The sequence below is a fragment of the uncultured Flavobacterium sp. genome (assembly GCF_963925185.1).
In the GTDB taxonomy this organism is placed as follows: domain Bacteria; phylum Bacteroidota; class Bacteroidia; order Flavobacteriales; family Flavobacteriaceae; genus Flavobacterium.
In genome coordinates this window covers 18,432-38,604 of the sequence record NZ_CAWURC010000032.1, presented here as the reverse complement: position 1 = coordinate 38,604, position 20,173 = coordinate 18,432, and the positions used below count along the sequence as shown (strand labels likewise).

The 20,173-nt window shown below is 35.2% G+C and carries 14 protein-coding genes; 7 read left to right on the top strand and 7 right to left on the bottom strand.

All coding sequences use genetic code 11. The features are described 5' to 3' along the window. Positions 1 to 11: 11 nt before the first annotated feature. From AABM59_RS07805 to AABM59_RS07790, 4 genes are all read right to left on the bottom strand, one after another. A complete protein-coding gene (locus AABM59_RS07805) occupies positions 12 to 1,559 on the bottom strand; it encodes an aldehyde dehydrogenase family protein (protein ID WP_338408402.1) in 1,548 nt (515 codons plus the stop codon). A gap of 293 nt (positions 1,560 to 1,852) precedes the next feature. Continuing rightward, entirely contained in the window at positions 1,853 to 2,779 is a 927-nt protein-coding gene (locus tag AABM59_RS07800) for a magnesium transporter CorA family protein (RefSeq protein ID WP_338408401.1), read from the bottom strand. 116 nt (positions 2,780 to 2,895) lie between these two features. After that, positions 2,896 to 3,261 (bottom strand): hypothetical protein, encoded by a 366-nt coding sequence (locus AABM59_RS07795; RefSeq protein WP_338408400.1) that lies wholly within the window; start codon positions 3,259 to 3,261, stop codon positions 2,896 to 2,898. Between the two features lie 15 nt (positions 3,262 to 3,276). Next, positions 3,277 to 4,389 (bottom strand): endonuclease/exonuclease/phosphatase family protein, encoded by a 1,113-nt coding sequence (locus tag AABM59_RS07790; RefSeq protein ID WP_338408399.1) that lies wholly within the window; start codon positions 4,387 to 4,389, stop codon positions 3,277 to 3,279. A 135-nt stretch (positions 4,390 to 4,524) separates the two neighbouring features. On the opposite strand from AABM59_RS07790, the gene AABM59_RS07785 reads away from it, so the two are divergent. From AABM59_RS07785 to AABM59_RS07760, 6 genes are all read left to right on the top strand, one after another. Further along, on the top strand, positions 4,525 to 7,287 hold the full coding sequence (locus tag AABM59_RS07785; protein WP_338408398.1) for a carboxypeptidase-like regulatory domain-containing protein: 2,763 nt from the start codon (positions 4,525 to 4,527) through the stop codon (positions 7,285 to 7,287). A 12-nt stretch (positions 7,288 to 7,299) separates the two neighbouring features. Then, positions 7,300 to 8,661 (top strand): DUF5689 domain-containing protein, encoded by a 1,362-nt coding sequence (locus AABM59_RS07780; RefSeq protein ID WP_338408397.1) that lies wholly within the window; start codon positions 7,300 to 7,302, stop codon positions 8,659 to 8,661. Positions 8,662 to 8,817: 156 nt separating this feature from the next. After that, positions 8,818 to 10,782 carry an endonuclease gene (locus tag AABM59_RS07775; RefSeq protein ID WP_338408396.1) on the top strand — a complete coding sequence of 655 codons (1,965 nt, stop codon included), beginning with the start codon at positions 8,818 to 8,820 and terminating at the stop codon, positions 10,780 to 10,782. Positions 10,783 to 10,976: 194 nt separating this feature from the next. Beyond that, a complete protein-coding gene (locus AABM59_RS07770) occupies positions 10,977 to 11,873 on the top strand; it encodes an LD-carboxypeptidase (RefSeq protein ID WP_338408395.1) in 897 nt (298 codons plus the stop codon). Between the two features lie 23 nt (positions 11,874 to 11,896). Beyond that, positions 11,897 to 12,256, top strand: coding sequence for a YraN family protein (locus AABM59_RS07765; RefSeq protein ID WP_338408394.1), 360 nt, complete (start codon positions 11,897 to 11,899; stop codon positions 12,254 to 12,256). Between the two features lie 147 nt (positions 12,257 to 12,403). Further along, the gene (locus tag AABM59_RS07760; protein ID WP_338408393.1) at positions 12,404 to 13,060 is read left to right on the top strand and encodes an aspartate kinase; all 657 of its coding nucleotides are present in this window, start codon (positions 12,404 to 12,406) and stop codon (positions 13,058 to 13,060) included. 53 nt (positions 13,061 to 13,113) lie between these two features. On the opposite strand, the gene mfd is transcribed toward AABM59_RS07760, so the two are convergent. Next, the gene (gene mfd / locus AABM59_RS07755; RefSeq protein WP_338408392.1) at positions 13,114 to 16,476 is read right to left on the bottom strand and encodes a transcription-repair coupling factor; all 3,363 of its coding nucleotides are present in this window, start codon (positions 16,474 to 16,476) and stop codon (positions 13,114 to 13,116) included. Continuing rightward, positions 16,469 to 16,996, bottom strand: a complete 528-nt coding sequence (locus AABM59_RS07750) for a hypothetical protein (protein ID WP_338408391.1) — start codon at positions 16,994 to 16,996, stop codon at positions 16,469 to 16,471. The genes mfd and AABM59_RS07750 overlap by 8 nt, the downstream gene beginning before the upstream one ends. Positions 16,997 to 17,270: 274 nt before the next feature. On the opposite strand from AABM59_RS07750, the gene AABM59_RS07745 reads away from it, so the two are divergent. Then, a complete protein-coding gene (locus tag AABM59_RS07745; protein ID WP_338408390.1) occupies positions 17,271 to 18,224 on the top strand; it encodes an L-threonine 3-dehydrogenase in 954 nt (317 codons plus the stop codon). A 53-nt stretch (positions 18,225 to 18,277) separates the two neighbouring features. On the opposite strand, the gene AABM59_RS07740 is transcribed toward AABM59_RS07745, so the two are convergent. Then, entirely contained in the window at positions 18,278 to 20,152 is a 1,875-nt protein-coding gene (locus tag AABM59_RS07740; RefSeq protein WP_338408389.1) for a M1 family metallopeptidase, read from the bottom strand. Positions 20,153 to 20,173 lie beyond the last annotated feature (21 nt).

The window sequence follows — 20,173 nt, the reverse complement described above, 5'->3', positions numbered from 1 at the left end:
AATTTTATTCCTTACAAATCAAATTTTATTCCTTGTGCCAAAGGCAATTGCGTTCCATAATTAATGGTATTCGTTTGTCGTCTCATATAGGCTTTCCAAGCATCGGAACCAGATTCTCGTCCGCCTCCTGTTTCTTTTTCTCCGCCAAAAGCGCCACCGATTTCTGCTCCGGAAGTTCCAATATTTACATTGGCAATTCCACAATCAGAACCAGATTGAGAAAGAAACAATTCCATTTCCCGCATGCTATTTGTGAATATTGAAGACGATAGCCCTTGAGGAACTCCATTTTGCAACGCAATTGCTTCTTCAATTGTAGAATATTTCATTACATACAAAATTGGAGCAAAAGTTTCAGACTGAACAATGTCAAAATGATTTTCGGCTTCAATGATACACGGTTTTACGTAACATCCACTTTCGTATCCTTTGCCTTCAACTAAGCCTCCTTCTACAATGATTTTTCCACCTTGTTGTTTTGCTTTTTCAATTGCATTCAAATATTCCTGAACAGATCCTTTATCGATAAGTGGTCCAACGTGGTTGTTTTCGTCCAATGGATTACCGATTTGCAATTGACCGTAGGCGTTTTTCAAAACACTGATGGTTTTGTCATACACACTTTCGTGAATGATTAGACGACGCGTCGAAGTACAACGTTGTCCTGCGGTTCCAACGGCTCCAAAAACAGCTCCTACCAAAACCATACTGATATCGGCATGTTCCGAAACGATAATGGCATTATTTCCTCCTAATTCTAGAATTGTGTTTCCAAAACGTTCTGCGACAGTTTTAGATACGTGACGCCCAATTCTTGTTGATCCCGTGAAAGAAACCAATGAAATTCTTTTGTCATTATTGATTAAATCCCCCGATTCGTTTCCTGTCACCAAGCAACTTACTCCTTCGGGAACGTTATTTCTTTTTAAAACTGTTTTGATAATATTCTGGCAAGCAATGCCACACAAAGGAACTTTTGAACTTGGTTTCCAAATCGCAACATCACCACAAACCCAAGCTATCATTGCGTTCCAACTCCAAACTGCCACTGGGAAGTTAAACGCCGAAATAATTCCAACGGTTCCTATCGGGTGATATTGTTCGTACATTCTGTGTTGTGGTCGTTCCGAATGCATTGTTAATCCGTATAATTGACGTGATAAACCGACTGCAAAATCACAGATGTCGATCATTTCTTGAACTTCGCCATATCCTTCTTGAAGACTTTTTCCCATTTCGTAAGAAACTAATTTTCCAAGAGGCTCTTTAAATTTTCTTAATTCGTCGCCCATTTGGCGAACGATGTCTCCTCTTCTTGGCGCAGGAACTAATCGCCATTCTAGGAAAGCTTCCGACGCTTTTTGCATTGCTTTTTCGTAATCTTCTTTTGTAGAAGTTTTTACTTTTGCAATTAAAGTACCGTCAGCCGGCGAATAGCTTTCGAGGATTTTTCCGTTTGCAAAATTATTTGCTCCTGTCGATGTTCCTTCATTTATGGCTTCTATCCCTAATTCTTTTAGGGCTGCTTGTATTCCAAATTGATCTACTATTGTTATCATTGTAACTTTTTTTGTTATAATTGTTATATTATTTTACAAATATATTATTTAAAGACGAATTAGAAGGTAAATGTCTAAAATTTTAAAACATCTAAAACATCTGTGTGTTATTTATTACTAAAACTTAGCTAAGCAGGCTTTCTAGCCGCGATTGAAGTAAAAATCCTTGTAAAAATAAAGGCTATTTTTTCTTGCTAAAAAAGAGTGGCCAGCAGAAGCTCCTTTATTTGTAAAGAAAAATAGCTTTTATTGAGCAAGATTATAACGGAAAGCGGGAGATTGCTTCTAGAAAATTAGAACATATTTTTTTTCTTGAACAAGAATACTCCGAAAACGGAAACCATAAGAGATATTAACAAGACTATCAGAAATCCGAAAGGATTGTCTTGTAAATTGTTAGGAACATTCATTCCGTATAAACTGGCGATTAGGGTGGGAATCATCAAAATGATTGAAATGGAAGTTAGTCTTTTCATTATGACGTTCAAATTGTTTGAAATTACCGAAGCATAGGCGTCCATCATTCCGGTTAAGATGTTGCTGTAAATATTGGTGGTTTCTTCGGCTTGGCGCAATTCGATTTCTACATCTTCCAAAAGCTCAGGATCAAAAGTGTCTTTGTAGTTTTTTAGATTCTTGATTCGGCGAAATAAGGCATCATTCCCTTTTAAGGATGTGATGAAAAAAACCAAACATTTTTCGATTTGAAGCAAGGCTTGAAGCTCTTCGTTTTTGATGGATTGTTCTAAATTATCTTCGGCTAATTTGATGCGCTGATTGATTTGTTTTAGGTGTTTTAGGAACCAAATACTTGAAGACAAAAGCAGTTTTAAAACCAGGTCAAAGTGATTGTTGATGGTTATTTTTTTGCGTTTTGTGTATAAAATAAAATCGGGGAGTATGTCCGTTTCATGAAAACAAAGAGACACGAAAACATCGTCTTTAAACATTAAACCCAATGGCGCTGTGTTGAAAGGCAATTTAGCGTCGTTGCTTTTGAAAGGAATTCGCAAAATAATAAGCGTCCAACCATTTTCTATTTCGATACGTGGTCGTTCGTCAATATCTTCAATGTCACTATAAAAATCTTCGGGAATTTGTAGTTCTTTAAGAAGAAATTTGGTTTCTTCTTTTGTGGGACAAACTACATTAATCCAGCAGTTGTCTTCATGGTTGTCCGTTTGAACTAAACCTTTGTTGTTTTTGTAATAAGCAATCATAATGCAATACGTTTTTTAAGAATAACGTTTACATTCTGCAACGACTATTCCTGATTGTTTTTTATTTTCCTCGAATAATAATCGTCCTTTTGTGGGTGCTTCATTTTTTTATAAAACTACTCTTTCTTAATATCAATACTTATGGGGTTGAAAATTTGCGGGATTTGTTTTGGATCGTTTTTATAAGTGGTTATTGTTCCTCTTACATAGATCTCTTTATCCTTTAATTCTTCAATTTTAATATTTAATTTTTCCAGGTAATTGTTTGTAATTACTACGGTAAAAACACTCTCCGGATAGGCTTTGTCGATATTGATGTAATTCGTGTATTTACCTTCGGCCGCGAGTTTGAATGAAACTACTTTTCCCACAACACAGACTTCTTTGTCCATATATTCTTTTGCGTTTGCTGTTGGAATTGTGTCTTGGGAAAGGCAATTTATCGAAAACAACAACAGAAAAGCAATTGTTATATTTCTCATCTTAGGTGTGTTAAATTATTTCACTTCTTTTATTAAATAAACATACACGGGAAAGTGGTCGCTAAAACCCTCTTCATTTGCCTGATGTCTTAACGGATAGCCTTTATATTGACCGGTAGTTTGTATCATGAATGGTTTGTTATAAATTCCTGCTTTCCAATAACGAAATGACGAATGACCCTCCTTTATTAGTGTTTCTGAAACCATAATTTGATCAAAAATATCTCCAGCATCTCTATAAAATAATGATGAATTTCCCTCTTTGTACATTTGTTCGAAAGGATTATAAACTCCAAATCGTTTTACTTCTGCTTTTTTTAATTTTGCTCCAATACCTTCTTTAACACTTTTGTTGTAGGTACCATCGTTTAAATCTCCCATACAAATAATTTTGGCTTCGGGATTTATTTTGTAAACAGAATCCATTACTTTTCTGACTAATCTTCCTGCTGCTTCCCGAAACGGACTGCTTTTTTTCTCTCCGCCAGAACGTGACGGCCAGTGGTTTACCAATATATTTATTTCTTCACCGTCAAGAAAACCGGTAACTAACAGAATGTCTCTGGTGTAAACCCTGTTGTCATTTGCAACTTCTATTTTGTCATTTTCGGCTTTGTCTTCCTCTGATTCTTTTTCGCTTTTGATTGCACCCGTATTTTTTCCTCTGTAAATTATCAATGGAATATTTACAAAACTGGTTGGTTTAAAATGTTTCTTCTTATATAATAAACCTACATCGATACCCCTTTTGTCAGGAGAATCAAAATGCACTATTCCGTAATCATCTTTAATTATATTAGGTTGTTTTACTAAATCTTCAAGAACACCACGGTTTTCAATTTCGGAGCAACCTATTAAAGTAGGTGCTTCTTTTTGTAGATCATTGGTGCCAATTTGCATAATGACTCTAGAAAGGTTCTGCAGTTTTTGCTTGTATTTTTTTGAAGTCCAGTGTTGCAAGCCATTCGGCAACCATTCCTCGTCATTATTGGGATTATTAATGGTGTCAAATAGATTTTCAAAATTATAGAACGCAACGGTATGCACAATATATTTTTTTGGCTGCGCATTGACAATAAATATTGAAGATAAAATAAACAAAATGGCAATAATATTTTTAATTCTCATATAATAGGTGATAATTTGAGTTAAAATTTAACAAAAAACTTGTGGGCAAATGTATATAATAAAAATTATAAATGTAGCTTTGTATTCGCTAAGAAATTATTTTTCTTTTCTACATCAATTAATTTATTTTTATTTATGAAAAAATTTATTTTTAGTACATTATTTGTGATGCAGGTAGTGTTTGCTTTTGGTCAGTCAAATGCCGGAATTTCAGGAAAGGTGGTTGATTCCAAAACACAGAAAGCCCTACAAAGTGTTGTTGCATCAATTCAAAATACAAACTTGACTCAGCTATCAGATGTCGAAGGGAAATTCTCTTTTGACAATATAGCTATTGGAAAACAATTATTACTTGTTAAAAGTTTTGGCTACAAAGACCAGTTGATTCAATTAGAAATAATTGAAGGGCAACTGTTGGATTTAGGAGTCATTGCTTTAGAAATTGACTTAACCCAAGAAAAAATATCGGGGTTGATAACCATTTTAGAAACTGATTTGAGCGATGATAATAGTGGTTCGGAAAGTACCGCTGGTATGCTTCTAGCAAGTAAAGATGTGTTTTTACAAGCGGCAGCCTATAATTTTGGAGCTGCAAGATTTAGCGTTAGGGGAATTGACAATGAATATTCTAATGTAATGATTAATGGTATCTCTATGAATCGCGTTGCTGATGGAAGACCACAATATGGCGATTGGGGTGGTTTGAACGACGCTACAAGAAACCAAGAGTTTACAAATGGTTCTGCTCCTTCTGATTATGCGTTTGGAGGTATTGCTGGGACACAAGAAATAAATACGAGAGCTTCTATATATAGACCTGGAACCAGAATTTCCTTTCTTAACACTAATACTAACTATAGTATGAGAGTAATGGGAACAACTGCCTCCGGAATGAATAAAGATGGCTGGGCTTATGTTGTTTCTGGCGGAAGACGTTGGGCTCAGAATGGTTACTTTGAAGGAACTAATTATGCTGCCAATTCTTTGTTTGCAAGTGTCGAAAAGAAAATCAATGATAACAGCAGCTTAAACTTTACCGCGATTTATGCCCAGAACAAAAGAGGAAAAAACGCTCCAAATACTGCAGAACAAACTGATTTAGGGGGACAAAAATACAATTCATATTGGGGCTACCAAGAAGGTGAAAAAAGAAATTCCAGATTTAAAAAAACAGAAGAACCTTTGTTTATGTTGACCCACTATTGGAAAGTAAATCCTAAAACTAATTTGAATACTACCGTTTCGTATCAAATTGGGCAAATAGGAAATAGCCGATTAGACTTCTCAAAAGCTGATAATCCTGATCCTATTTATTATAGAAAATTACCTAGTTTTTGGGCTAATTATTTTTTTAATGGTGTTTATACAGGCGACACCCCTGCAAATGTTGTAAATGCAGAGGCAACAAGGGTTAATTTTCTTGCCAACAAACAATTAGATTGGAAAAACATGTACCGAGTAAATGAAGAAAATCTGGCAAACGGGAGCAGATATGTTCAGTATGAAGATCGAAACGACGAAAACATTGCCACTTTCAACACAAACTTGACGACCCAACTTTCTGATAATATTTTATTGACTGCGGGAGCAAACTACTTGTCTTCTAAAACAAAAAACTTTAAAAATATGCTGGATCTTTTGGGAGGAGAGTACTTCAGAGACATTAGTACTTTTGGGATAGATGAAAATCAACAACAATCAGATTTAAACAATCCGTTTAGAATTCTTGGTATAAATGAACATTATGGTTATAATTATAACATTGATGTAACAAAATTAGATGCTTTTACCCAATTTAAATTCATTTACAAAAAGATTGATTTCTATTTAGCTCAAGCTTTCTCTCGTTCTAGTTTTCAGAGAGATGGTTTGTATAAAAACGGTTATTATCCAAACAATTCATTAGGAAAAAGTGATAAAGTAAATTTTGATAATTTTGGATTCAAAGGAGGGTTGACTTATAAATTAACAGGAAGAAATTTTATTGACTTCAACGGGATTTATATGACAAAATCTCCAAATTCTAAAGATGTCTTCCCAAATTCTCGTTTAAATAATGACATAACTCCAAATATCACTAATGAAACCATCAAAGGTGTCGATTTGAGTTATGTGGTTAAAGCTCCAAAATTTAAAGCTCGTTTCACTGGATATTTCTCTGAAACATTAAACTCGACCGATATTAATTTTTATTATGCAGATGCTATTGGAGGAGAAGGAGCTTTTGTTTCTGAAGTTGTAACCGGGATTAACAAGAAAAACAGAGGTATTGAAGCCGGTCTTGAATACCAATTAACATCAACGGTTAAAATAACTGGAGTTGCAGCTTATGGAGAATACACTTATACAAACAACCCGATTGTTAGCGTAACTGATGATGCCTCAGCAACCTCAACAGATCTTGGGAAAGCTAATTTTTCTGGATTAAAACAAGCGGGAATGCCACAACAAGCCTATTCTTTTGGAATAGAATATAGGGACCCAAAATTCTGGTGGATTGGGGCAAATGCTAATTATTTGACAGACAATTATCTTGACGTTTCTTCTATCAAAAGAACCTCTAACTATTATGAATATAATGTCGATACTAATTATAGAACCGTAGACCAAGATTTAGCGGACAGCTATTTGACACAAGAAAAATTTGACGCTTTTTACCTTTTTAATTTAGTAGGAGGAAAATCTTGGAGAATTAATGGGAAAACTTTAGGGCTTTTCGCAACCGTAAATAATGTTTTAAATACTACCTACAAAACTGGTGGTTTCGAACAATCAAGAGACTCAAATTATACTAAAGACTTTGAAGATCATCAAAGTGGTGGTTATAGTAAATTTGCTCCAAAATATTTCTACGGATACGGAAGAACATATATGGTAAACATATATCTAACCTTTTAAAAATAAAGCATTATGAAAAATAAAATAAAAAATATATGTATCGTTATTTTTTCCGCTAGTTTGTTATCAAGCTGCGTAAACGACACTTTTGACACCCCGGTTCAAGATGCCTGCGTTAGCCCAGGTTTGACAAAAACTAAGGAGGTCGCAAACATTTACGCTGTTGCATCTAACACAACTGTAACTTATTCTGCAGATGACATAATTGAAGCCTATGTGATTTCAAGTGACGAAGGTGGGAATTTTTATAAAAGTATGTACTTTCAACCTATAGATGGCTCAAAAGGATTCAACCTTTCGGTTGACGAAGTAAGTGCTTATGCCAAAAAACTTCAGCCGGGTAAAAAAGTGTTTTTAAAATTGAAAGGATTGGCTTATGCAAACCCAAGTAGTTATGGAAGAGGTTTGATTTTTGGAGCTCCTCCTACAGAACAATACGCTGTAGATAGATTAACTGGTTTGGAGTATCAAAAATATCTAATCCCCTCCTGTGATGCTGTTAGCGAGGATGCTATCGTTCATAAAATAACATTAGCTCAGGCATTTAGTGATACTTACCTTAATACTTTGGTAGAAATTGACAATGTTCAGTTTGCCGACGAATCAGCCGGAGGAACATATGATACTAATAGAACTGATAATTATGATTCGAGTATTTATGTTACAAACGGAACCAGTTCTCTAACTATTAGAACCAGTAGATTTGCTAGTTTTGCTGGCTATAAAGTTCCACTAGGAAAAGGAAAAATAAGGGGTGTTTTATCAAGATACAATTCGACTTATCAAATCATAATGAGAACAGAGCGTGATGCTATGATGTCAAATGAAAGGTTAGATTTTAACTTGCCAATAGGTGGTTCGGCGATTCAATATTTGCCAACTTTCAATGAAAATTTCGAAAGTTATGCCGCTTCAACCGCCGGGGCTGTTTTTCCAAAATACGTAAATGATGCTTTCCTTGGTTCAAGATATTGGGATGTAAAAGCATATAGTGGTAACAAATACATACAAATGACTTCCTACAACTCTGGAGGGTCAAATAAAACTTATTTAGCTATGCCTGTTGCATTCACTCCTGGAAATAAACTTTCGTTTAAATCTAAAGATGGTTACAATCTTGGTTCTGTTTTAAAAGTTTATTATTCAACAAATTACGTTCCTGGTGGAGATATTGGCAAAGCAACCCTTGTAGATATTACTTCTAGTTTTGCAATTGCAAAAGGAACGACAACAGGATATGCTACCAATTTTACAAATAGCGGTAATTACGTAATTCCGTCAACTTTGACGGGGAATGGTTTCTTCTTGTTTGAATATTACGGAACTTCAAGCATAACAACTACGATGCAAATTGATGATATTATCGTGAATTAATACACCCCAAAATAAATTTTAAAAGGGCTTCCTGTAAGGAGGCCTTTTTTATTAATAAAATAGCTACACTGCCAATTAGTATTGCCTTATTGAACCAACACCTGCAAAATAAATCCATATAATGACTACCTTTGTTTCTTAACTTATCAAGAACTGATGAAAAACATTTTACCCCTAATTGCTTTATTTTTTACCTATTCCGCTTTTGGACAAGTGGTTATCAATGAATTGGATAGTGATACCCCAAGTACTGACGACAAAGAGTTTATCGAACTAAAATCAACCACATCAAATTTTTCACTCGACGGTTATGTCTTGGTTTTTTTTAATGGCAATATGAGTTCAACCACAGCTTTAAAAAGTTATTATACTATTGATTTAAATGGATTAACAACAGATGCGAATGGAATCATTCTTATAGGAAACAAACTAGTTTCTCCAACTCCAGATAAAATATTTCCCGACAACACAATTCAAAATGGTGCTGATGGTGTGGGACTATATTTAGGAAGTTCATCGGATTTTCCTCTGGATACTTTGGCAACCAGCGTAAACCTCATCGATGTACTTATGTATGACACAAAAGATCCTGATGCCACCGAATTAATGGCGCTGTTGGGAGTTGCAATACAATATGATGAAGATCAAAATAATCTTAAAACTACTCAATCTATCCAACGAAAAAATGATGGAACTTACGAAACAAAAAGCCCAACTCCGGGAGCAAACAACGATGGAAGCGGTATCATTTTTAATGGCATAACGATTTCAGTAAATGCCGTTCAATATAATGAGGGCGATACTTTTGCTATAACATTTACCACACAAAACAACGTTACTTCTGACTTAACATTCAATTTTACATTAAACAATTCTACTTTTACAACTGCCGATTTTACAGGAAACTCCACTGTTTTCATTCCAACTGGTTCGAATACTTTTACAACAAATATTACAATCACTGATGATGTTTTGGACGAAGGTGATGAAGTGGCTAAAATAAAAATTGGAGATATTCCGATCGAATATAAAAAATTGAATAGCAATGTTGAGATTCGAATTGTTGATAATGATTTTATCATTGAACCCTTTGGAACACCCTTAAATCCAACTTATGGAGTTGTTTCTAGCACAGCTCCAGCAGGATATTATGACACTCTAGAAGGGCTTTCTGGCGCGGCATTAAAACAAGCTGTTCAAAATATAATTGCTAATAAAGATGTTGTTCATGCCCATAATTACGGTGACATAATTGATATTCTAAAAAAAACCGACCAAAACCCCAAAAACAGCAACGAAGTTTGGCTAATGTATGTTGAAAAACCACATTCAAAATTAGAATTTCAAGACACGGGAATAAGTGCCGGAAAGTGGAATAGAGAACATATTTATCCACAATCTCGTGGTGGATACGCTGATGGAACTTTGAGTATTCCTGACGGAATAAATGTTTGGTTATCTACAGATGCTGATGACCTTCTTGCCGGTCACGCTGATGCGCATCACCTTCGAGCTGAAGACGGCCCAGAAAACAGCTCTCGCAGTAATAGAAATTATGGGCTCACTGGCTACAATGGCCCTTCTGGAAATATGGGTTCGTGGAAAGGCGATGTGGCTCGTGCCGTTTTTTATATGGCCGTTCGTTATAATGCGTTGAGCGTTGTTAACGGTGACATTCCTGACACGACCGTTGGGCAATTGGGCGATTTAGCCTCTCTTTTGTTTTGGAATGGCTTGGATCCTTCGGATGATTTTGAGATGAACCGCAACAATTACATCTACACTTGGCAAGTAAACAGAAACCCATTTATTGATTATCCTGATTTGGCCAATTATATTTGGGGTGAAAAAACAGGTCAAGTGTGGCATTTCAATTTGTCTACGCATGATTTTATTACCCTTAAAGTGAATCTTTATCCAAATCCAGCCAAAAAGACAATAACTGTTTCTGGCATGAATGAAATAGCAACGATTGAAATTTACAATAGTCTTGGAGCAAAATTATTCAATACCTCCTTCAAAGGAGAAACAAAATTGAATGTTAATTTTCCAACCGGAATTTATTTTGCTAAAATTAATTCAGGAAATAAAACCACTGTAAAAAAATTCCTTGTCGAATAAATTACTTCGTCATAAAAAAATATATTTGTATTGAATTTAATCCATGATTAAAATGGGAGTAAATCCAATACGAATTATATCTTCCGAATATGCATTACAAACAATTTCCTTTTACAAAAATCAATAGTGTTTTTTATAAACTCCTATTGCTTATTTTTGTTTTACAATTTTCGAACATTCAAGCCCAAACTCAAATGAAGATACCGCCCTATTTACAAAAAGGAGACACCGTAGCTATTTTGGCAACAGCTCGAAAAAACATTGACGATAATCTAAAAACTGCTATAGATTTATTGCACAGCTGGGGCTTAGAGGTCCTTATAGGGAAAACTATTGGTTTAGATAATAATCAGTTAGCAGGAACAGACGAACAACGCGCAGAAGATTTTCAACAACAACTCGATAATCCCAATATCAAGGCGATTTGGTGTGTTAAAGGAGGTTATGGAACGGTTCGAATGATTGAATTGTTAGATTTTTCCAAATTCAAACAAAGCCCAAAATGGATTATTGGCTTTAGTGATGTAACGGTAATCCAAAGTTATTTAAACAAAATGAATGTTGCTTCCATTCAGGGTGCAATGCCTGTAACAATTTCAAGAGCAACTCCAGAAACCATAGCAAGTTTACGGAAAGCACTTTTTGGCGAAAGCCTAGAATACAGCATCCCTTTTGATTCTGCCAATAGACCCGGGATTGCCAAAGGTGAAATCGTGGGCGGAAATTTATCCATTTTATATAGCCTTATGGGTTCCAATGCACAAATAGATTGCAAAGGAAAAGTTCTTTTCATCGAAGACATCGACGAATATTTATACCATATCGACCGAATGATAATGAGCCTAAAACGCTGCGGTTGCTTTGATGGATTGAGTGGTTTGATTGTTGGCGGCATGACAAAAATGAGAGACAACGATATTCCTTGGGGGAAAAATGCCAACCAGATTATTCAAGACATTACAAAAGAATTCTCGTTTCCTATTGTTTATAATTTTCCTGCAGGACATTTTCACGACAACAGAGCCTTGGTTTTTGGCAAACAGGTTGTGCTTAAAATTAATGATAAAGAGACTGTTTTGAAATTCGAATAATTTAAAAAAAAAAGAAATCCAAAATGGCCGAACATAACGATTTAGGGAAACTCGGAGAAGAATTGGCTGTTGAATTTCTGCGAAAAAATAGCTACGAAATTCTAGAAACCAACTGGACATTCCAGAAAGCTGAAATTGATATTATCGCCAAAAAAGAGAACACCTTAGCCATAGTTGAGGTAAAAACACGTTCTTCACTAGAATTTGGGTTGCCACAGGATTTTGTAAAACCCAAAAAAATTCAACTTTTAGTAAAGGCAGTAAATGAATATGTTGTTTCTAACAACCTAGATGTTGAAGTTCGTTTTGATATCATTGCCATCCATAAAGAAGGCAAATCTCTCGTTATAGAGCACCTAGTTGATGCCTTTTATCATTTCTAATTTTAATTTCCCTAAGTTTTTTATAACAAATTGTTTTTTTATTTATATTTGTAAAAAAAATTGTTAAATTATTGTAATTTTTCCTTTCGTTTTATGAATAAAAATCATTGATCAGATTTTTCCCCCAATAAATAAACACTTAAATTTATGAAAACAGTTTCTTCAATTGTTGAAAATTACATCAAAACAAAACCCTTTTTATTAAATGCATTATCTCTTGGAATAATTAATTTGACCTCACTTTCGAGAAATATAATGGTCGAATTGGAGTCTGATTTCGGAAAAGAAGTCAAGCAAGGAGCTGTTGTAATGGCGCTAAAAAGATTAACCGAAGAATTAGATTTTAGACTCAACCACAAAATAAATAAAGTCATCAAAAATATAGGCGAGATTACTGTTCGCTCCTCGTTAACAGATTATACTTTTGCGGCATCGGAAACGGTTTTAAACAAACAGGCCGATTTAATTACGGATATCAATGTTTTTCCCGACATTTTTTATACTTCATCACGTGGCGTAAATGAAACTAATATCGTGGTGAGCAATAGCGTCAATTATTTGGTTGACAAACATTTTGCCAATGAAAAATTGATTCAAAAACTAGACAATCTAGCTTCAATCACGGTGAAATTACCTAAAGAAAACATCGTTGTTCCCGGAATTTATTATTTCATTTTTCAGCGTTTGGCTTGGGAAGGAATCATCATAAACGAAGTGATTTCGACTTCAAATGAATTTACCATTTTAGTGAGCGAAGACCAAGTCGATGTGGCGTTTAAAGTAATTAAGGATTTGAAAAATTAATAATTTCAGATTCCATAGCTTCTAGCTTTTAAAAGGCGAAAAAAAAATTTAATTTATTTCCCCAATAGGTCCATCAATTCCAAAGCTCTTCTCGTCGTTTTTACATTGTCAAAAGTCAATAATAGTCGCAATCCAGCTGGCGTTTGTTTTTCTTTCATTACACAAATAGCACTATTTTTTTGCACAAACTGAATCACCTGATGAAAGCGTTTGGAAGTATAAAAATCTGAGTTTTGATCGGCAACAAAATAGCCAATCATCTTGCCTTTTTTCATCACCAATTTTTCTATACCCACTCTAGTAGCAATCCATTTGATGCGAATACTGTTCATTAAAGCTAGCGCTCGTGGTGGCATCGGACCAAAACGGTCAACTAATTTATTTTGAAAAACAACCAATTCTTCTTCGTTTGTCACATTGCCTAATTCGTTGTATAAGCTCAAACGTTCCGTAACATTATTGATGTATTCATCCGAAAACAACAACTCGAAATCGGTATCGATTTGCAAGTCTTTTACATATTCTTTATCTACTCCGCTATCTTCGTTTTCATATAAATCCTTGAATTCATTTTCCTTCAATTCATCGATGGCTTCGTTCATGATTTTTTGATAGGTGTCAAAACCAATTTCATTAATAAAACCACTTTGCTCTCCACCCAATAAATCTCCTGCTCCACGAATTTCTAAATCCTTCATCGCGATATAGAAACCACTTCCCAATTCGGAAAATTGTTCCAATGCCTGAATTCGTTTTCGAGCATCATCCGTCATTGCGGAATACGGAGGACAAATAAAATAACAAAAGGCTTTCTTGTTGCTGCGTCCTACTCGACCGCGCATTTGATGTAAATCGGAAAGACCAAAATTATTCGCATTATTGATAAAAATTGTGTTCGCATTCGGAACATCTAAACCACTTTCTATAATTGTAGTAGCGACCAAAACATCGAATTCACCGTTCATAAAAGCTAACATCAATTCCTCTAGTTTGCTGCCTTCCATCTGGCCGTTACCAATTCCTACTTTTGCATCAGGAACCAATCGCTGAATCATTCCAGCTACTTCCTTAATGTTTTCTATTCGATTATTGACGAAAAAAACCTGTCCATTGCGTTGAATTTCATACGAAATCGCATCCCGAATCAACTCTTCGCTAAAACCAACGACGTTCGTTTCGATAGGATAACGATTGGGTGGAGGTGTTGTAATTACTGATAAATCTCGCGCTGCCATCAACGAAAACTGTAAGGTTCTCGGGATTGGCGTTGCCGTTAATGTCAAAGTATCGACATTAGCAGCAATTGTTTTGAGCTTGTCTTTTACGTTGACCCCGAATTTTTGTTCCTCATCCACAATCAACAAACCCAAATCTTTGAAAACTACGTTTTTGTTGACCAATTGGTGAGTTCCAATGATAATATCTAGTTTTCCTTCAGCTAATAGTTTCAGGGTTTCCGCTTTTTGTTTAGCGGTTCTAAAACGATTCAAATAACCAACAGAAACCGGCATTTCTTTCAATCTTTCGGTAAAAGTGCGGTAATGTTGGTACGCTAAAATCGTTGTGGGAACTAAAACGGCCACTTGTTTGCTATTGTCAACGGCTTTGAAAGCGGCGCGAATAGCAACTTCCGTTTTACCAAAACCCACGTCGCCACAAACCAAACGATCCATCGGGCGGTCGCTTTCCATATCGGCTTTGACTTCTGCTGTTGATTTAGTTTGGTCGGGTGTGTCTTCATAAATAAAGGAGCTTTCCAATTCATTTTGTAAATAACTGTCGGGCGCAAATTGGTATCCCTTTTCCAATCGCCTTTTGGCGTATAATTGTATCAAATTGAATGCAATATGCTTGACACGTGCCTTGGTTTTTTGCTTCAGTATTTTCCATGCATTCGAACCGAGTTTATATATTTTGGGGGGCGTTCCGTCTTTTCCGGTATATTTCGAAATTTTGTAAAGCGAATGAATGCTTACGTAAACAATGTCATTGTCGGCATAAACAAGTTTTATGGCTTCTTGCGTTTTGCCTTCAACTTGAATTTTTTGCAAGCCGCCAAATTTCCCAATACCATGATCGATGTGTGTTACATAATCACCAACGGACAAAGTGGTCAATTCTTTTAAAGTGATATTTTGCTTTTTTGAAACATTGCTTTTGATGCTAAATTTATGATACCGCTCAAAAATCTGGTGATCCGTATAACATGCAATTTGATTCTCTTCATCTATAAAACCTTGATATAAAGGCAACACAATCGTGTTGTATTGCTTTCGAATATTCTCAGAATTGGCCTCGTCCAGAGTTTCGAAAATGTCGTGAAAACGTTTGGTTTGATTTTCATTGGAACACAATAAATAATTTTTGTAGCCATTAAAATGATTATCGTTTAAATTATTCAGTAACAAATCGAATTGTTTGTTGAACGACGGCTGTGGCTTAATGTGAAAATTAAATGAAACTTTAGTTTTATAAATAGGTTTTGAGCTTAATTCGACAATCGAAAAATCAAGACTTTTTTTGATAAATTCCTTTTGGTTCAAAAACAATTGTTCCGGAGCAACGTGATTTATTGTGGCATTTAGATTGTCGAAAATTTCTGTGGCTTTGCCAAATAATTTATCTAATTTAGAAAAAAGTAAATCGGCGTTTTGAATAAAAATAATGGTTTTGTCGTTGATGTATTCCAAGAAACTCTCTCGGTTTTCCTGAAAAAATTTGTTTTCAACATTAGGAATTATCGTGATTTTTTTTTGTTTTTCGATAGAGAGTTGGGTTTCCACATCAAAGCTTCGAATACTTTCTACTTCATCACCAAAAAATTCAATTCGGTATGGATTATCATTCGAAAAAGAAAACACATCTACAATTCCGCCACGAACCGAAAATTCGCCCGGTTCTGTAATAAAATCAACTCTTTTAAATTCATATTCAAATAAAACTTCATTGATAAAATCAATAGAAATCTTGTCGCCAACAGCCACTTTCAAAGTGTTTTTATCCAATTCTTTTCGCGTTACCACTTTTTCAAAAAGTGCTTCTGGATACGTGATAATTACCGCTGGTTTTTTGCGGGAATTGATGCGATTTAATACTTCCGCACGAAGTAAGATGTTGGCATTATCGGTGTCTTCAATTTGATAGGGGCTACGATACGAGCCGGGGTAAAAGAGCACGTCCTGATCACCAATCATTTGTTCTAAATCGTTCAAATAATAAGCGGCTTCTTCCTTGTCGTTTAATATAATTATAAAGGGTTTTTCGGTCTTTTTAAAAAGTGATTGCGTCACAAATGAGAGCGAAGAACCGATTAATCCATTAAGGTGAATTTTTTGTTCGGCTTGCTCCAAACTCTGGACAATTTGTTTGACTTTTTGCGAATTATCGTAAATAGTATATAAGGCGGTTTTACTCAATTCTAGGTGGGTTTTTATTGAGCATCCCATTTGGAATGGCCCTTGTAGTGTCCAACATTTTTATTAAATCAGATTCACCAGCTTCCATTGGAATTTTACTTTTTTGAACAATTTTGTCCATTTGTTTTTGCAATGAGATTAATTCTTCGTTGATTTCACCGACCAAAACTATCACTTTCTGTTCCGGAATATTATCCAGATGGATAAACAAATCCAGCATTCGTAGTTTGGTAATTAGAATAGAAACACGGGCTTTAATTTGGGGGATATTAAAGTTTGTGGGGATATTGTTGTTCAAGTCCATGACTTTCTTGGAAAGTTCTGTTGCTTTTTTTTGAAAAGCACCAATGGTTTTCTTTGGCTTTTGATCTAATTCGGTCAAAAACAAATGCCATTCACTCCAAGACGAAGTAGTGGCTTTAGAGGTTGCGTTAATGGGATTTGCATTAAAAACCCACGCTTTATTTATGTTCAAATAAATGCTTTCCTTTTTTTTGATGTCTTTTTTTGTTTCGGCCATTCGATTTTCTTTTTCGTTTTTACACGAAAACAGAACAAACGTCAGAATAAAGAGGATCGATAATTTGAATTTCATCTTTGAATAAATTAAGCTACAAAGTTACAAAGTAAATTTACAATTCCGAATTTCAATATTAGAATAACAATCTAATATGTCGAAGTCGGTTTTTAAATTTAAGAACTTAAGCACAATTATTAACGTCTTTTTGCAAAATTTATTCCGAATTTATATTATTCACGAAAACGTTATCTTTGTTTTTTTTAAAACCAGACAAATGAATCCTAAAATACTTATTATAGGTGCTTGCGGGCAAATTGGCACAGAACTTACCCATAAACTTCGGCAACTATATGGAGTCGAAAATGTAATCGCTTCCGATATTCGAAAGTTGAATAATGACATTGTCAATTCGGGCACCTTTGAAGTCGTTAACGCATTGGATTTTAACCAGATTGAGCACCTTGTCGAAGTGCATCACATTACCGATATTTATTTGATGGCGGCTTTGCTATCGGCGACAGCCGAAAAAAACCCTGCATTTGCTTGGGATTTGAATATGAATTCGCTTTTTCATGTTCTTAATTTGGCGAAAGCCAAGAAAATAAAAAAGATATTCTGGCCATCGAGTATTGCTGTTTTTGGCCCAACAACTCCAAGAGAAAACACGCCTCAATATACTATTATGGAACCCTCTACGGTATATGGAATCAGCAAACAGGCCGGCGAAAGATGGTGCGAATATTACCATCGCATTTTTGGCGTCGATGTACGAAGCGTGCGTTATCCGGGATTAATAAGTTGGTCTACTCCTCCAGGGGGCGGAACGACAGATTATGCGGTAGACATTTATCACAAAGCATTATCTAAAAAAAAATACGAGTGCTTTTTGTCGTCAGAAACTAAAATGCCGATGATGTATATGGATGATGCTATTGCCGCAACAATACAAATTATGCAGGCTCCGGCTGAACAAATCAAGATTCGCTCTTCTTATAATTTGGCCGCGATGAGCTTCACACCTGCTGAAATTACTGCTGAAATTAAAAAACACATCCCCGAGCTTAGCGTCACTTTTAAGCCTGACTTTCGTCAAAAAATCGCCGATAGTTGGCCTGCAAGTATCGATGATAGTAAAGCAAGAGAAGATTGGAACTGGCATCATGAATTTAATTTAGAAAGCATGACGGAAGATATGTTGAAAAATTTGGGAAATTCCCAAAAAAAATAAAACAAAAAAAAGTCCAGTTTTGATACTGGACTTTTCATAATTGCGCAAAAATGTTACTTCAATTCATAAATGTTGTTTTCTCTTTTCACGTCAGCCATTAATCCACTTGGGTCAATGGTTATTTTCTTTATAGCGGTTTTTAGTTTTGTGATACTAAATTCATGTGTCGGAAATCCCCAAGCCCAATCGCTTAAAACCGTTCTTTTAATTTCTGAATTTTGGTTTTCTTTTTCAAAACTCATCATCCGTAACGGAATATAAAAACTTTCTTTTGTGCCATCAATATATTCAACTAAAATGTCAATTGGCATTGGCATTCTGCCGATTCTTTCCAAAGTGACAATCGTTTTATCGTCATTGATTTTCACTTCCTTGATACCATAATCAATCGTGTTTGTAGTTTGCGTCCAATCAGTCAAATACCAATCTAGGTTAGCTCCCGAGACTCTTTCGGCAGTTCTCTTGATGTCATTTGGTGTTGGGTGTTTGAATTTAAACTCTTGAAAATATCTTTTCAGTGTTTTCATTACATTCTCCTTTCCTATTAAATATTCTAATTGCGACAAGAAAACACTTCCTTTGTAATAGGAAGAAATACTATAAGGTCTGTTCTCTTCATAACGATCTCCGTGTGTGGTTTGTGGTTGTTCTTTACCCGATTCAACTAATCTATAATACGCTTTGTATGTTGAATCAAATGGGTTTTCTAGTTTGTTTTCTGCTAATTCATTCATTGCTAAATCCTCAATATAAGACGTAAACCCTTCGTCCATCCAGGGGTGTTTCGATTCATTGGAGGCTAGTACGTGCTGAAACCAAGAATGTCCCAACTCGTGGGTTGCTGTTCCTAAAATTCCTGCTAAACTTCCATTTCCCAGCATCAAAGTACACATCGCATATTCCATTCCGCCATCACCGCCTTGAATAAACGAATATTGTTTGTAGGGATAATTGCCAACGGTGTTGTTGTAAAAACCCATTACTTTAACCATTAAAGGCTCTAATTTTTGCCAGTTTTCAATAACAGATGGGTTGTTTTTGTAAAGGAAGTGTAAATCAACATTATTAGGTCCTTTGACTACATCATGGATGTAATTTTTATCGGCTGCCCAAGCAAAATCATGAACCATTGGTGCAACAAAATGCCAAATGAGTGTTTTGGTATTGTTGGGGTAAATAACACTAAGGCCAGTGTCTTGATAGCCGTGACCTATTTTATTTGGATTTTGTAAGTATCCGCTTCCGCCCAAAACATAATCCTTGTCGATAGTTATCTTCACATCGAAATTCCCCCAAACTCCGTGAAATTCTCTTGCAATATAAGGATCTGCATGCCAACCTTCGAAATCAAATTCGGCCATTTTGGGATACCATTGCGCCATAGATAATTCGACACCTTCTCCATTATTCCTTCCTGATCTGCGTATTTGAACTGGAACTTGCCCGTCAAAATTTAATGTAAATGTTGTTTTCGAATTGGGCAAAATTGGCTTAGCCAAAATCACTTCAAGAATGGTTCCCACCGTTTTTGTAACAGCGTTTTCTCCATCTTGCTTGAAATTTGAAATGTTTAAATATCCAATTTCATTTGGTTTCAGGTTTTTAATTCTACTTTCTTTTATTTCCTTGTCACCGTCTTTTATTTTGTTAACCATTCTGCCATCTGGATCTTTGATGCTTTGGATTCTAGCGTCCATTTCACTTCCGGGCTGAAAGGCATTGTTGAACAAATGATAAAAAACACGTTTTAAAGTGTCGGAAGAATTATTGGTATAAACCAATTCCTGTTTGCCTTTGTATTGGTAGTTTTTGACATCCATTACAACATCCATATTATAGTCAACTTGTTGCTGCCAATAAGTTGTGCTTTGCGCCAAAATATTTCCAAAACTCAGAGAAATTAAAGCAATTAAAAGGGTTTTTTTCATGTTTAGATAAAATAAAAAATG

Excerpts from the sequence above, each read along its gene's own strand:
- AABM59_RS07800 (WP_338408401.1), bottom strand. The coding sequence starts at position 2,779 with ATGATTGCTTATTACAAAAACAACAAAGGTTTAGTTCAAACGGACAAC.
- AABM59_RS07740 (WP_338408389.1), bottom strand. The coding sequence starts at position 20,152 with ATGAAAAAAACCCTTTTAATTGCTTTAATTTCTCTGAGTTTTGGAAAT.
- AABM59_RS07795 (WP_338408400.1), bottom strand. The coding sequence starts at position 3,261 with ATGAGAAATATAACAATTGCTTTTCTGTTGTTGTTTTCGATAAATTGC.
- AABM59_RS07785 (WP_338408398.1), top strand. The coding sequence starts at position 4,525 with ATGAAAAAATTTATTTTTAGTACATTATTTGTGATGCAGGTAGTGTTT.
- AABM59_RS07775 (WP_338408396.1), top strand. The coding sequence starts at position 8,818 with ATGAAAAACATTTTACCCCTAATTGCTTTATTTTTTACCTATTCCGCT.
- AABM59_RS07760 (WP_338408393.1), top strand. The coding sequence starts at position 12,404 with ATGAAAACAGTTTCTTCAATTGTTGAAAATTACATCAAAACAAAACCC.
- AABM59_RS07780 (WP_338408397.1), top strand. The coding sequence starts at position 7,300 with ATGAAAAATAAAATAAAAAATATATGTATCGTTATTTTTTCCGCTAGT.
- AABM59_RS07765 (WP_338408394.1), top strand. The coding sequence starts at position 11,897 with ATGGCCGAACATAACGATTTAGGGAAACTCGGAGAAGAATTGGCTGTT.
- AABM59_RS07790 (WP_338408399.1), bottom strand. The coding sequence starts at position 4,389 with ATGAGAATTAAAAATATTATTGCCATTTTGTTTATTTTATCTTCAATA.
- AABM59_RS07750 (WP_338408391.1), bottom strand. The coding sequence starts at position 16,996 with ATGGCCGAAACAAAAAAAGACATCAAAAAAAAGGAAAGCATTTATTTG.
- AABM59_RS07805 (WP_338408402.1), bottom strand. The coding sequence starts at position 1,559 with ATGATAACAATAGTAGATCAATTTGGAATACAAGCAGCCCTAAAAGAA.
- AABM59_RS07770 (WP_338408395.1), top strand. The coding sequence starts at position 10,977 with ATGAAGATACCGCCCTATTTACAAAAAGGAGACACCGTAGCTATTTTG.
- AABM59_RS07745 (WP_338408390.1), top strand. The coding sequence starts at position 17,271 with ATGAATCCTAAAATACTTATTATAGGTGCTTGCGGGCAAATTGGCACA.